General features: G+C 73.4%; 10 protein-coding genes and 1 riboswitch. All 10 genes read left to right on the top strand.

Annotation, left to right across the window (positions count from 1 at the left end):
* Positions 1-76: 76 nt before the first annotated feature.
* Positions 77-859, top strand: a complete 783-nt coding sequence (locus tag ACZ4U1_RS39430) for a lysozyme (RefSeq protein ID WP_467909045.1) — start codon at positions 77-79, stop codon at positions 857-859.
* A gap of 143 nt (positions 860-1,002) precedes the next feature.
* A complete protein-coding gene (locus tag ACZ4U1_RS39425; RefSeq protein WP_467908999.1) occupies positions 1,003-2,259 on the top strand; it encodes an inorganic phosphate transporter in 1,257 nt (418 codons plus the stop codon).
* A 34-nt stretch (positions 2,260-2,293) separates the two neighbouring features.
* Positions 2,294-2,521 (top strand): hypothetical protein, encoded by a 228-nt coding sequence (locus ACZ4U1_RS39420; RefSeq protein ID WP_467908998.1) that lies wholly within the window; start codon positions 2,294-2,296, stop codon positions 2,519-2,521.
* A 128-nt stretch (positions 2,522-2,649) separates the two neighbouring features.
* Positions 2,650-2,791, top strand: a riboswitch (cobalamin riboswitch).
* A gap of 112 nt (positions 2,792-2,903) precedes the next feature.
* Positions 2,904-3,848 carry a cobalamin biosynthesis protein gene (locus ACZ4U1_RS39415; protein ID WP_467908997.1) on the top strand — a complete coding sequence of 315 codons (945 nt, stop codon included), beginning with the start codon at positions 2,904-2,906 and terminating at the stop codon, positions 3,846-3,848.
* Entirely contained in the window at positions 3,845-5,353 is a 1,509-nt protein-coding gene (locus tag ACZ4U1_RS39410) for a cobyric acid synthase (protein ID WP_467908996.1), read from the top strand. The genes ACZ4U1_RS39415 and ACZ4U1_RS39410 overlap by 4 nt, the downstream gene beginning before the upstream one ends.
* Positions 5,350-9,000: a cobaltochelatase subunit CobN gene (gene cobN / locus ACZ4U1_RS39405; protein ID WP_467908995.1), complete on the top strand. Its 3,651-nt coding sequence runs from the start codon at positions 5,350-5,352 to the stop codon at positions 8,998-9,000. Before ACZ4U1_RS39410 ends, cobN begins: the two co-directional genes overlap by 4 nt.
* A complete protein-coding gene (locus ACZ4U1_RS39400; protein WP_467908994.1) occupies positions 8,997-10,994 on the top strand; it encodes a putative cobaltochelatase in 1,998 nt (665 codons plus the stop codon). Before cobN ends, ACZ4U1_RS39400 begins: the two co-directional genes overlap by 4 nt.
* Positions 10,994-11,593: a cob(I)yrinic acid a,c-diamide adenosyltransferase gene (gene cobO / locus ACZ4U1_RS39395; RefSeq protein ID WP_228623965.1), complete on the top strand. Its 600-nt coding sequence runs from the start codon at positions 10,994-10,996 to the stop codon at positions 11,591-11,593. The genes ACZ4U1_RS39400 and cobO overlap by 1 nt, the downstream gene beginning before the upstream one ends.
* Entirely contained in the window at positions 11,587-12,936 is a 1,350-nt protein-coding gene (locus tag ACZ4U1_RS39390) for a cobyrinate a,c-diamide synthase (protein WP_467908993.1), read from the top strand. The genes cobO and ACZ4U1_RS39390 overlap by 7 nt, the downstream gene beginning before the upstream one ends.
* The gene (gene cobI / locus ACZ4U1_RS39385) at positions 12,933-13,664 is read left to right on the top strand and encodes a precorrin-2 C(20)-methyltransferase (RefSeq protein WP_467908992.1); all 732 of its coding nucleotides are present in this window, start codon (positions 12,933-12,935) and stop codon (positions 13,662-13,664) included. The genes ACZ4U1_RS39390 and cobI overlap by 4 nt, the downstream gene beginning before the upstream one ends.
* The last annotated feature ends 6 nt before the right edge of the window (positions 13,665-13,670 follow it).

Raw genomic sequence — 13,670 nt, 5'->3', positions numbered from 1 at the left:
CGGACTGCTGAGGCCGACCGGACTCGCGGAGACGGCCGGACTCACGGAGACGGCGGGACTCACGGAGACGGCCGGGCTGTCGCAGTCGGCCGGGCAGGCGGAGACGGCCGGGCAGGCCGGGGCCGCCGGAACACCAGAGGCCGCCGCGGCGCCGGAAGCACCCCCAGCACCGGAGGCCGCCGCAGCGCCGGGAGCCGCCGGGACGCCGAAGACCGGTGCCGGGCTGCCCCGGGGGCACGACGTGTCGTCGCATCAGAAGCGGGTCGGCTGGGCGGCCGCACGGGCGAAGGGGGCGCGGTTCGTGTACGTCAAGGCGACCGAGTCCACGGACTACCGCAACCCCTACTTCTCCGGACAGTACGGCGGCGCCCGCAAGGCCGGCCTGATCCGGGGCGCGTACCACTTCGCGCGGCCGGACCGGTCCTCCGGGGCCCGGCAGGCCGCCTACTTCGTGCGGCACGGCGGGGACTGGCGGGCGGACGGCTGGACCCTGCCGCCCGCGCTGGACATCGAGTACAACCCGTACGACGCGCAGCACAAGTGCTACGGGCTGGGCCGGAAACGGATGGTCCGCTGGATCCGGTCGTTCAGCGACGAGATCAAGCGGGAGACCGGCCGCCGCCCGGTGATCTACACCACAGCCCAGTGGTGGAGGCTGTGCACCGGGAACAGCCGCGCCTTCTCCTCCTCTCACGCCCTGTGGATCGCCCGTCACGGCACCTCGCGGCCGGGCGCCCTGCCGGGCGGCTGGCGGTACTGGACGTTCTGGCAGTACGGCACCAAGGGCCGGCTGCCGGGTGACCAGAATCTCTTCAACGGCCCCCTGAGCCGGCTGCGGATCCTGGCCCGGGGCCGCTAGCCAAGGGGCGCCTGGGCCGAGAGAGCAAAGCGGAGTCTCGTACGCGCGTTACTGACACCCTCACGCCCGCCTCAGTTCATCTTCCGTTCACCCAGGTTGCCTACGTTCGTCCAGCCAATGACCTCGAACGATTGCCTGGGTAAATGGAAAGCTTCTCGCTGATCCTCGCGATAGTGGTGGTAACCGCTCTCGCGTTCGATTTCACGAACGGTTTCCACGACACCGCGAACGCGATGGCCACCACCATCTCCACAGGCGCCCTGAAGCCGAAGATCGCGGTGACCATGTCCGCCGTCCTCAACCTTGTGGGCGCCTTCCTCTCCGTGGAGGTCGCGAACACGATCTCCAAGGGTCTCGTCGACGAGACCGGCATCCGTCCCGAGGTCATCTTCGCCGCCCTGGTCGGCGCGATCCTCTGGAACCTGCTGACCTGGCTGGTGGGCCTGCCCTCCAGCTCCTCGCACGCCCTGATGGGCGGCCTGGTCGGCGCCACCGTCGCCTCCGCCGGCTTCGGCGCCGTCCACGGTGACGTCCTGGTCACCAAGGTGCTGCTCCCGGCCGTCGCCGCGCCGGTCGTGGCGGGCCTCGCCTCGCTGCTGGCCACCCGGTTCTCCTACGGCATCGGCGGCACCGCCGACGGCGAGGCCACCCGCAAGGGCTACCGCGCCGGCCAGATCGCCTCCGCCGGCCTGGTCTCCCTCGCGCACGGCACCAACGACGCCCAGAAGACGATGGGCATCATCACCCTGGCCCTCGTCGCGGGCGGCTCGATCGCCCCCGGCTCGAACCCTCCCACCTGGGTGATCCTCTCCGCCGGCCTGGCCATCGCGCTCGGCACCTACATCGGCGGCTGGCGCATCATCCGCACCATGGGCAAGGGGCTGACCGACCTGGAGCCGCGCCAGGGCTTCGCCGCGCAGACCAGCGCCGCGACCGCCATCCTGGCCTCCTCCCACCTCGGCTTCTCCCTCTCCACCACGCATGTCGTCTCCGGCTCGGTGATGGGCGCGGGCCTGGGCCGCAAGGGCGGTGTGGTCCGCTGGTCCACCGCGACCCGCATGTTCATCGCCTGGGCGCTCACCCTCCCGGCCGCCGCGCTGGTCGGCGCGGGCGCCGAGGCCGTCACCGACCTGGGTGACTGGGGCACCGCCGTCGTCGCCGTCTTCCTGGTCGCCGCGTCCGCCGCGATCTGGAAGATCTCCCGCCGCGAGGTCGTCGACCACACCAACGTGGTCGAGGAGACCACGGAGCCCGTCGGTGTCGTCACCGCCGCCATCGCCGCCGTGACCCCGCCGCCCGCGGGCACGATCACCGAGGACCTGACGGCCACCATCCCCGCCCCGGCCACCGAGCCGGCCCCCGCCGCCGCCCCGGCCACCCCGCCGGCCGCCGCGGTCTGACCCCGAGCACACGGTTACTGAAGGAAGCATCCCCATGAAGATCGACTGGGCGGCCCTCGGCTCCGTCTTCGGCGTCAGCCTCGGGGTCACCGTGGCCCTGGTGACCCTGTTCACCCTCGGCATCGCGGGCCTGAACCGGCGCGAGAAGGCCGTGGCACAGGGTGGCTCCGCCGCCCTCGCCGTCACCGGCGCCTACCTCTGCTTCGCGGCCTGCGCGGCGGCGGTGGCGTACGGCATCAACCTGATCGTGGCCAAGGCCTGACCACACCCACAGAGGCTCCCCCGCGCGTGTCGCGCGGGGGAGCCTCTGCCGTACTCCGGCAGACCCCGCACACCCCACGGTGTGGGGATCGGCACACTCTCCCCACGCAGGTCAAAGGCAAGTTGACGGCCGTTCCGGGCGCGTGGTGGACTGCCCAGGCCATGTACGGCGGCAGGAGAGGAAGCCGGTGCGAATCCGGCGCGGTCCCGCCACTGTCACCGGGGAAGAACCCCCCGGGAGCCAGGAACTCTCACCGCCGATTCACGTCGAACCAGGGCGCGGACACCCTGAGTGAGGACACATATCGCCATGCTCGGCTGCCGATCGAGGACCAGCACCAGGCCTACCGGGCCCGTTCCTGCGCCCACGGCCGGCTGAGCCGATGGGTGCCGATCGCACATACGCGTACGGCGCCGCCGCCGGCGTCCTCGGTGACCTGCTCCTCGGCGATCCCCGCCGCGGGCACCCGGTCGCCGCGTTCGGCCGGGCGGCCGGGGCCGTGGAAGGCGCGTTGTGGCACGACCACCGCGGCTGGGGCGCCCTGCACACCGCCGTGTGCGCCGGTGGCGCCGTCGCTCTCGGCGCATTCGCCGCGCGTGCCGTACGCCCCTCCCGCACCGCCTCCGTGGCGCTGACCGCCGCCGCCACCTGGGCCGTGGTCGGCGGCACCTCGCTCGCCCGCGAGGCCCGCACCATCGGACGCGCCCTCGAGGCCGGGGACGTCGAGGCCGCCCGGGCCCGGCTGCCCCATCTGTGCGGCCGGGACCCGCAGGCGCTGGACGCCGACGGTATCGCCCGGGCCGTGGTCGAGTCGGTCGCCGAGAACACCTCGGACGCCGTGGTCGGCGCCCTCGTCTGGGGTGCCGTGGCCGGGGTCCCGGGGCTCCTCGGGTTCCGGGCGGTCAACACCCTGGACGCGATGGTGGGTCACAAGTCCCCCCGTCTGCGGCGCTTCGGCTGGGCCTCCGCCCGCCTCGACGACGTCGCCGGCTGGCCGGGGGCCCGGCTGACCGCCGTGCTCGCCGCCGCGGCCGGACCGGATCCGCGGGGTGCCCTGCGCGCCTGGAAGGCCGACGCGCGCAAGCACCCGAGCCCCAACGCCGGTCCCGTGGAGGCCTCCTTCGCGGGTGCGCTCGGCGTACGCCTGGGCGGGACGCTCTCCTACGGCGGCCGTACCGAACACCGGCCCGTGCTCAACGGCGCCGCCGGACGGCCGGTCCGGGTCACCGACATCGACCGGGCCGTACGGCTCTCCCGCCGTGTCGGCCTGCTCGCCCTCGCCGGCACGCTCGCCGCACGCCGGCTCCTGAAAGGACGCGGGAAGTGAACGGTGGTCTCCTCGTCGCCGGCACCACCTCCGACGCCGGCAAGAGCGTCGTGACGGCCGGCATCTGCCGCTGGCTGGTACGCCAGGGTGTCAAGGTCGCGCCGTTCAAGGCGCAGAACATGTCGTTGAACTCGTTCGTCACGCGCGAGGGCGCGGAGATCGGGCGGGCTCAGGCGATGCAGGCGCAGGCCTGCCGGCTCGAGCCGACCGCGCTGATGAACCCGGTGCTGCTCAAGCCCGGCGGCGAGCAGAGCAGCCAGGTGGTGCTGCTCGGCAAGCCGGTGGGCGAGCTGAGCGCACGCGGGTACCACGGCGGGCGCCAGCAGCGGCTGCTCGGCACGGTGCTGGACTGCCTGGCCGAGTTGCGGGGCACGTATGACGCGGTGATCTGTGAGGGGGCGGGCAGTCCGGCCGAGATCAACCTCCGGCGGACGGACATCGTCAACATGGGCATCGCGCGCAATGCGCGACTGCCCGTGCTCGTCGTCGGCGACATCGACCGCGGGGGCGTGTTCGCGTCCTTCTTCGGGACCGTCGCCCTGCTCTCGCCGGAGGACCAGGAGCTGGTCGCCGGGTTCCTGGTGAACAAGTTCCGCGGCGATGTCAGCCTGCTGGAGCCCGGGTTGGACATGCTCCAGGGCCTGACCGGGCGGCGGACGTACGGCGTGCTGCCCTTCCGGCACGGGCTCGGCATCGACGAGGAGGACGGGCTGCGTGTCTCGCTGCGCGGCACGGTCCGCGAGTCCTCCGTCACTCCCCCGGTCGGCGAGGACGTGCTGCGGGTCGCCGTGTGCGCGATCCCGCTCATGTCCAACTTCACCGATGTGGACGCCCTGGCCGCCGAACCGGGCGTCGTCGTGCGGTTCGTGGACCGCCCGGAGGAGCTGGCGGACGCCGACCTCGTGGTGGTGCCGGGCACGCGCGGAACGGTACGGGCCCTGGAGTGGCTGCGGGAGCGCGGGCTCGCGGACGCGCTCGTACGCCGGGCCGCCGAGCAGCGCCCCGTCCTCGGCATCTGCGGCGGCTTCCAGATCCTCGGCGAGCACATCGAGGACGACGTCGAGAGCCGGCGTGGTCATGTCGACGGGCTCGGCCTCCTGCCCGTCCGGGTGCGCTTCGCCCGGGAGAAGACCCTGACCCGGCCGAGCGGGGAGGCCCTCGGCGAGCGGGTCGACGGCTACGAGATCCACCACGGGGTGGCCACCGTCGACGGGGGCGAGACCTTCCTGGACGGCTGCCGGGTCGGCCAGACCTGGGGCACCCACTGGCACGGCTCGCTGGAGTCGGACGGCTTCCGGCGGGCCTTCCTGCGCGAGGTGGCCGCCGCCGCGGGCCGCCGCTTCGTGCCCGCGCCGGACACCTCCTTCGCCGCGCTGCGCGAGGAGCAGCTCGACCGGCTCGGCGACCTGATCGAACAGCACGCGGACACGGACGCGCTGTGGCGGCTCATCGAGTCCGGCGCGCCGCAAGGACTGCCTTTCATTCCACCGGGAGCGCCCGCATGAGCACAGTGTTGTTGTTGTCGACCGCCGACACGGATCTGCTGGCGGCCCGGGCCTCCGGCGCCGGCTACCGCATCGGCAACCCCACCCGGGTCGACGTCGCCGGCGAGCTGCCGGGCCTGATCGAGGGCGCGGACCTCGCCGTCGTACGGCTGCTGGGCGGCAAGCGGGCCTGGGAGGACGGGCTGGCCGCGCTGAAGGCGTCCGGCATCCCGACCGTGCTGCTGGGCGGCGAGGCCGTGCCGGACGCCGAGCTGATGGCCGAGTCGTCCGTGCCGGCCGGTGTGGTCGCGGAGGCGCTGAAGTACCTGGTCGAGGGCGGCCCCGAGAACCTGCTGGAGCTGTCCCGGTTCCTGTCGGACACCGTGCTGCTGACCGGTGAGGGCTTCGAGGAACCGCGCCGGATGCCGGAGTTCGGCGTGCACGGCTCGTACGAGGTCCGAGGCGGCCGGCCGACCGTGGGCGTGCTGTTCTACCGGGCGCACGAACTGAGCGGCAACACCGCCTTCGTGGACACCCTGTGCGAGGCGATCGAGGCGCAGGGCGCCAACGCGCTGCCGGTGTACTGCGGTTCGCTGCGCGGCGCGGACGCCGGGCTGTACGAGCTGCTGGGCCGGACCGACGCGCTGGTGGCCACCGTGCTCGCGGCCGGCGGCACGCACGCCTCGCAGGCCTCGGCGGGCGGCGACGAGGAGTCCTGGGACATCGGCGCGCTCGCCGACCTGGACGTCCCCGTGCTGCAAGGGCTCTGCCTCACCTCCTCGCGGGCCGCGTGGGAGGAGTCCGACGCGGCGCTGTCCCCCATGGACGCGGCGATGCAGGTCGCGATCCCGGAGTTCGACGGCCGGCTGATCACCGTACCGTTCTCCTTCAAGGAGCAGGGCCCCGACGAGGTGCCGGTGTACGTCGCCGACCCCGAGCGGGCCGCCCGCGTGGCCGGGATCGCCGTCAGGCACGCCCGGCTGAGGCACAAGCCGAACGCCGAGAAGAAGATCGCCCTGGTCTTCACCGCGTACCCGACCAAGCACTCCCGGGTCGGCAACGCGGTCGGCCTGGACACGCCCGCGTCGGCGGTACGCGTGCTGGACGCGCTGCGGGACGCGGGGTACGGGCTCACCGAGTACCCCTCCGGCGGCGACGAGTTGATCCACCGCCTCATCGAGGCCGGCGGCCACGACGTGGAGTGGCTGACCGAGGAGCAGCTGGCCGCCGCGCCGGCGCGGGTGCCGCTGGCGGACTACCGGGCGTGGTTCGAGAAGTTGGACCCCGAGCTGCGGGACGCGATGACCGAGGCGTGGGGCGAACCGCCGGGCGGTCTGTACGTCGACGGTGACGACATCGTGCTGGCCAGCCTCCAGTTCGGGAACGTCGTCGTGATGATCCAGCCGCCGCGCGGCTTCGGCGAGAACCCGATCGCGATCTACCACGACCCGGACATGCCGCCGTCGCACCACTACATGGCGGCCTACCGCTGGCTGGAGAACAGCTTCGGGGCCGACGCGATCGTGCACATGGGCAAGCACGGCACGATGGAGTGGCTGCCCGGCAAGGGCCTGGGCCTGTCGCGTGGATGCGCCCCGGACGCCGTACTCGGCGACCTGCCCCTCGTCTACCCGTTCATCGTCAACGACCCCGGCGAGGGCACGCAGGCCAAGCGGCGCGGGCACGCCACGGTGGTCGACCACCTGGTGCCGCCGATGGCGCGGGCCGACACCTACGGTGACCTGGCCAAGCTGGAGCAGCTGCTGGACGAGTACGCGCTCGTCTCCGACCTGGACCCGGCGAAGGCCCCGGCCGTCCGCGCCCAGATCTGGACGCTGGTGAAGGCGGCCGAGCTGCACCACGACCTGCATGTGGACGAGCAGCCGGACGACGACGCGTTCGACGAGTTCGTCATGCACATCGACGGCTATCTGTGCGAGATCAAGGACGTGCAGATCCGGGACGGTCTGCACATCCTCGGCGGCGGCCCGGTCGCCGAACCGCGGGTGAACCTCGTCCTCGCCGTGCTGCGCGCCTCGCAGGTGTGGGGCGGCCAGGCGAACGCGCTGCCCGGTCTGCGGGCGTCGCTCGCCCAGCACTTCGGCCTGGTGGAGAAGGAGCTGCTGGCCGAGCCGGGCGCCCCGGTGAAGGTGCCGGTGGAACTGACGGACCTGGTGGACGGGCCCGCGCGGACCGCGTCCGACGCGATCGACCTGCTGGAGCAGCTGTGCCGGCGGATCGCGGAGGAGATGGAGGCGCGGGCGTGGGACCGCGCGATCGTCCCGGCGGTCCTGCGGGGCGCGCTCGGGGCCGAACTCCCCGACGCGGTCGCCGTGCTGGAGTTCGCGTGCGACGAGGTCGTGCCGCGTCTGGCACGGACCACGGACGAGATCGGGCACATCCTGCGGGCGCTGGACGGCGGTTACGTCCCGGCGGGTCCGTCGGGCTCCCCGACCCGCGGCCTGGTCAACGTCCTCCCGACGGGCCGGAACTTCTACTCCGTCGACCCCAAGGCCATCCCGTCGCGGCTGAGCTGGGAGGTCGGCCAGTCGCTGGCGGACTCCCTGGTCGCACGCTATCTCCAGGACACCGGGGAGTACCCGAAGTCCGTCGGTCTGACGGTCTGGGGCACGTCCGCGATGCGCACCCAGGGTGACGACATCGCCGAGATCCTGGCGCTGCTGGGCTGCCGCCCGGTGTGGGACGAGGCCTCGCGGCGGGTGACCGGCTTCGAGGTCGTCCCCCTCGCTGAACTGGGCCGTCCCCGCATCGACGTCACCGTCCGCATCTCCGGCTTTTTCCGGGACGCGTTCCCGCATGTGGTCGCTCTGATCGACGACGCGGTACGGGCGGTGGCGGAGCTGGAGGAGCCGGCCGAGTCCAACTACGTGCGGGCGCACGTGGAAGAGGACGCGGCCGAGCACGGCGACCGGCGCCGCGCCACGGCCCGTGTCTTCGGCTCCAAGCCGGGCGCGTACGGCGCCGGTCTGCTGCCGCTGATCGACGCCCGCAACTGGCGCAGCGACGCCGACCTGGCCGAGGTGTACGCGGTGTGGGGCGGCTACGCCTACGGGCGCGGGCTCGACGGGCGGGCGGCGCGCGGGGACATGGAGACGGCGTTCCGGCGGATCGCGGTGGCGGCGAAGAACGTCGACACCCGTGAGCACGACCTGGTCGACGCCGACGACTACTTCCAGTACCACGGCGGCATGGTCGCCATGGTCCGCCACCTGACGGGCGCCAGCCCCGAGGCGTACGTGGGTGACTCGGCCGTGCCGGACCAGGTGAGGACGCGGACGCTCGGGGAGGAGACCCACCGGGTCTTCCGGGCCCGGGTGGTCAACCCGCGCTGGATGGCGGCCATGCGCCGGCACGGTTACAAGGGCGCCTTCGAGATGGCGGCGACCGTGGACTACCTGTTCGGCTACGACGCGACGGCGGGCGTGGTCGACGACTGGATGTACGAGAAGCTGAGCGCGGAGTACGTCTTCGACCCGGAGAACCGGGATTTCATGAAGAAGTCCAACCCGTGGGCGCTGCGCGGCATCACCGAGCGTCTGCTGGAGGCGGCGGACCGCGGCCTGTGGGCGGAGCCGGACGCGGACACGCTGGAGCGGCTGCGCGCCACCTACCTGGAGCTGGAAGGCGACTTGGAGGGCGACCAGTGACCACCCCGTTCCCCTTTACGGCCGTCGTCGGCCAGGACGATCTGCGGCTCGCGCTGCTGCTGAACGCCGTGTCGCCGGCGGTCGGCGGTGTGCTGGTGCGCGGCGAGAAGGGCACCGCCAAGTCCACGGCGGTACGCGCGCTCTCGGTGCTGCTGCCGGAGGTGCCGGTCGTCTCCGGGTGCCGTTTCTCGTGTGACCCCTCGAAGCCGGACCCCGCCTGCCCGGACGGTCCGCACGAGCCGGGCCAGGGCACCGAGCGTCCCGCGCGGATGGTCGAGCTGCCCGTCGGTGCCTCCGAGGACCGGCTGGTCGGCGCCCTGGACATCGAGCGGGCGCTCGCGGAGGGTGTGAAGGCCTTCGAGCCGGGTCTGCTGGCCGACGCGCACCGCGGGATCCTGTACGTCGACGAAGTGAACCTGTTGCACGACCACCTGGTCGACCTGCTGCTGGACGCCGCGGCGATGGGCGCCTCGTACGTGGAGCGCGAGGGCGTGTCCGTGCGGCACGCCTCGAAGTTCCTGCTCGTCGGCACCATGAACCCGGAGGAGGGCGAGCTGCGGCCCCAGCTGCTGGACCGGTTCGGGCTCACCGTGGAGGTCGCGGCCTCGCGGGAGCCGGAGCAGCGGGTGGAGGTCGTCCGGCGCCGGCTGGCGTACGACGACGATCCGGCCGGGTTCGCCGCGCGGTGGGCCGACGAGGAGGCCGCCGTACGGCAGCGGATCGTGGCGGCGCGCGCGTTGCTGCCGGAGGTCCGGCTGGGGGACGGCGCGCTGCGGCAGATCGCGGCGACCTGTGCCGCCTTCGAGGTGGACGGGATGCGCGCCGACATCGTGATGGCGCGGACCGCCACCGCGCTGGCCGCGTGGGCCGGTCGGACCGATGTGCTCGCCGAGGACGTGCGGCAGGCGGCGCTGCTCGCGCTGCCGCACCGGCGGCGGCGCAACCCGTTCGACGCGCCGGGGCTCGACGAGGACAAGCTGGACGAGACGCTGGAGCAGTTCTCCGGGGACGACGCGGACGGCGACGACGATCCCGGCCCGGACGGTCCCGGTGGGGGCGGCGGGCAGCCGGCGCCGGACAGCGGTCCGCAGGGCGACGGCGGTGACGCCGCGCGGCCCGAGGCCGGTGAGGGCGGGCAGCCGCAGGCGTCCGGCGGGCAGGAGCAGTCGCCCGCGCGGGCCGCCGAGCCGTTCCGGACCAGGGTGCTGAGCGTGCCCGGCATCGGTGAGGGTGCGGCCGGGCGGCGGTCCCGGGCCCGGACCGAGCACGGGCGGACCACCGGGGCCCGGCGGCCCCGGGGGGCGCTGACCAAGCTGCATCTGGCCGCGACCGTGCAGGCCGCCGCGCCGCATCAGCGGGCGCGGGGGCGGTCCGGTCCGGGGCTGGTCGTGCGTCGGGACGATCTGCGGCAGGCGGCCCGGGAGGGGCGCGAGGGGAACCTCGTGCTGTTCGTCGTGGACGCCTCCGGGTCGATGGCCGCGCGGCAGCGGATGAGTGCCGTGAAGGGGGCCGTGCTGTCGCTGCTGCTGGACGCCTACCAGCGGCGGGACAAGGTGGGGCTCGTGACGTTCCGGGGGGCGGCGGCCGAGGTCGCGCTGCCGCCGACGTCGTCCGTCGACGCCGCCGCCGCGCGGCTGGAGTCGCTGCCGACCGGAGGGCGTACGCCGCTCGCGGCCGGGCTGCTCAAGGCGCACGAGGTGCTGCGGGTGGAGCGGCTGCGGGATCCGGCGCGGCGGCCGCTGGTGGTCGTGGTGACGGACGGCCGGGCCACCGGTGGTCCGGAGCCGCTGCTGCTCGCCTCGCGGGCCGCCGGGCTGTTCGCGGCCGAGCAGGTCGCCTCGGTGGTCGTGGACTGCGAGTCGGGGCCGGTGCGGCTGGGGCTGGCCGGGAAGCTCGCGGGTGAGCTGGGCGGTACGGCGGTGACGCTGGACGAGCTGCGGGCGGACTCGATCGCCGGGCTGGTGAAGGGAATTCAGGGCAGGAGGGCCGCGTAATGCCGCAGGGACAGCCGAGTGTCGTACCGGACGACGGTCTGACGACTCGTCAGCGCAGGAACCGTCCGCTGGTCGTCGTGCACACGGGCGTGGGCAAGGGCAAGTCCACCGCCGCGTTCGGGCTCGCGCTGCGCGCCTGGAACCAGGGGTGGCCCATCGGGGTGTTCCAGTTCGTCAAGTCGGCGAAGTGGAAGGTCGGCGAGGAGAACGCGCTGCGTGTGCTCGGCGCCTCCGGCGAGGGCGGCACCGTCGACTGGCACAAGATGGGCGAGGGCTGGTCGTGGGTCCAGCGCGATGCCCAGATGGACAACGAGGAGAAGGCCCGCGAGGGCTGGGAGCAGGTCAAGCGGGACCTGGCCGCCGAGACGTACCGGCTGTACGTGCTGGACGAGTTCGCGTACCCGATGCACTGGGGCTGGGTCGACACCGACGAGGTCGTCGATGTGCTGCGGAACCGGCCCGGTACCCAGCACGTGGTGATCACCGGGCGGAACGCGCCGGAGAAGCTGGTGGACTTCGCCGATTTGGTCACCGACATGTCCAAGGTCAAGCACCCCATGGACGTGGGGCAGAAGGGCCAGAAGGGCATCGAGTGGTGACCTCTGTTCCCCGGCTGGTCATCGCCGCGCCCTCCTCGGGCAGCGGCAAGACCACCGTCGCCACGGGGCTGATGGCCGCGTTCGCCGCGCGGGGGCTCGCCGTGTCCCCGCACAAGGTCGGGCCGGACTACATCGACCCCGGGTATCACTCCCTCGCGACCGGGCGGGTGGGCCGCAACCTGGACGCGTACCTGTGCGGGCCGGAGCTGGTGGCTCCGCTGTTCCTGCACGGGGCGCGGGGGTGCGACCTGGCCGTGGTCGAGGGGGTGATGGGGCTGTACGACGGGGCCGCCGGCGCAGGTGAGCTGGCGTCCACCGCGCAGGTCGCCAAGCTGCTCGGGGCGCCGGTCGTGCTCGTCGTGGACGCGTCCTCGCAGTCGCGGTCGGTGGCGGCGCTGGTGCACGGGTTCGCGTCGTGGGATCCGCAGGTGCGGGTCGGGGGCGTGATCCTGAACAAGGTCGCCTCGGACCGGCACGAAGAGCTGCTTCGGGAGGCGTTGGACTCCTCCGGGGTGCCGGTGCTGGGTGTGCTGCGGCGGGTTCCCCAGGTGGACACGCCTTCTCGGCATCTGGGTCTGGTGCCGGTGGCCGAGCGACGGTCCGACGCCGTGGACGCGGTGGCGGAGATGGCCGGGCAGGTGGAGCGCGGATGCGATCTGGAGGCTCTGCTCGCACTGGCGCGGGGTGCGGGAACGCTGTCGTGCGCTGCCTGGGAACCGCCCGTCACCGCGGCGGCGACGCGTGAGGTGGTCGCCGTCGCCGGCGGGCCCGCCTTCACCTTCTCCTACGCCGAGCACGCCGAGCTGCTCACCGCCGCCGGAGCCGAGGTCGTCACCTTCGATCCGCTCCGGGACGCGCGGCTGCCCGAGGGGACGGCCGGGTTGGTCATCGGGGGTGGTTTCCCCGAGGTGTACGCCCAGGAGCTGTCCGCCAACGTGCCGCTGCGCAAGGCCGTTGCCGAACTGGCCCTCTCCGGTGCCCCGGTCGCCGCCGAGTGTGCCGGGCTGCTCTACCTCTGCCGTGAGCTGGACGGGCAGCCGATGTGCGGTGTGCTGGACGCCACCGCGCGGATGTCCGATCGGCTGACCCTCGGCTACCGGGATGCCGTGGCCGTCGGCGACAGTGTGCTGGCGGTGGCCGGGACGCGGATGCGGGGGCACGAGTTCCACCGCACCGTCGTCGAGCCGGGTGCCGGTGCCGCTCCCGCCTGGGGTGTGCGGGCCCCGGTCCGGCGGGTCGAAGGTTTCGTACAGCAGGGCGTGCACGCGAGTTATCTGCACACGCACTGGGCGTCCGAGCCCGGTGTCGCCCGTCGGTTCGTGGAGAGGTGCCGGACGTCATGAGCAGCAGGCTGGTCGGGGTCGGGGTCGGTCCCGGGGATCCGGAGCTGGTGACCGTCAAGGGGGTCAACGCGCTGCGGGCCGCCGATGTCGTCGTCGTCCCCGTCATGGACACCGGGGAGCGGGGGCGGGCCGAGGCGACCGTGTTGCACTACGTTCCCGAGGACAAGGTCGTCCGGGTGGTGTTCGCGCTGAACGAGCGGACGGACCGGGCGCGGCGGGAGGCCGCCTGGGACGCGGCGGGCGAGCGGGTCGCCGGGCTGCTGAGGCAGCACGGCACGGTCGCCTTCGCCACCATCGGCGACCCCAACGTGTACTCGACGTTCACCTATCTCGCGCAGACCATCGCGGAGCTGGTGCCGGGTGTCGTCGTGGAGACGGTGCCCGGGATCACCGCCATGCAGGATCTCGCGGCGCGTTCGGGTGCCGTGCTGACCGAGGGCACCGAGCCGCTCACCCTGGTACCGGTGACCGCCGGGTCGGCGGTGCTGAAGGAGGCGCTGGCCGGGCCGGGGACGGTCGTGGCGTACAAGTTCGGGCGGCAGGCCGCCGAGGTGGCTCAGGCGCTGCGGGAGACCGGGCGGATCGGGGACGCCGTGTGGGGGTCGGCGCTCGGGCTGCCGGAGGAGTCGGTGCGGCCGGCCGCCGAGCTGGACGGGGCCGCGCTGCCGTACCTGTCGACGCTGATCGCGCCCGCGCGGCGCGACGGTGGGCGGGGCGGGAAGCTGTGAGACCGC

This window comes from Streptomyces sp. NPDC028928 (genome assembly GCF_055564915.1).
The sequence above is the reverse complement of the archived record's forward strand: the minus strand, read 5'-3'. Positions and strand labels throughout refer to the sequence as shown.

What these genes read in the sequence shown, in the direction of transcription:
- ACZ4U1_RS39415 (WP_467908997.1), top strand. Translation starts at nt 2,904, where the DNA reads ATGGGTGCCGATCGCACATACGCGTACGGCGCCGCCGCCGGCGTCCTC.
- ACZ4U1_RS39420 (WP_467908998.1), top strand. Translation starts at nt 2,294, where the DNA reads ATGAAGATCGACTGGGCGGCCCTCGGCTCCGTCTTCGGCGTCAGCCTC.
- cobN (WP_467908995.1), top strand. Translation starts at nt 5,350, where the DNA reads ATGAGCACAGTGTTGTTGTTGTCGACCGCCGACACGGATCTGCTGGCG.
- cobO (WP_228623965.1), top strand. Translation starts at nt 10,994, where the DNA reads ATGCCGCAGGGACAGCCGAGTGTCGTACCGGACGACGGTCTGACGACT.
- cobI (WP_467908992.1), top strand. Translation starts at nt 12,933, where the DNA reads ATGAGCAGCAGGCTGGTCGGGGTCGGGGTCGGTCCCGGGGATCCGGAG.
- ACZ4U1_RS39425 (WP_467908999.1), top strand. Translation starts at nt 1,003, where the DNA reads ATGGAAAGCTTCTCGCTGATCCTCGCGATAGTGGTGGTAACCGCTCTC.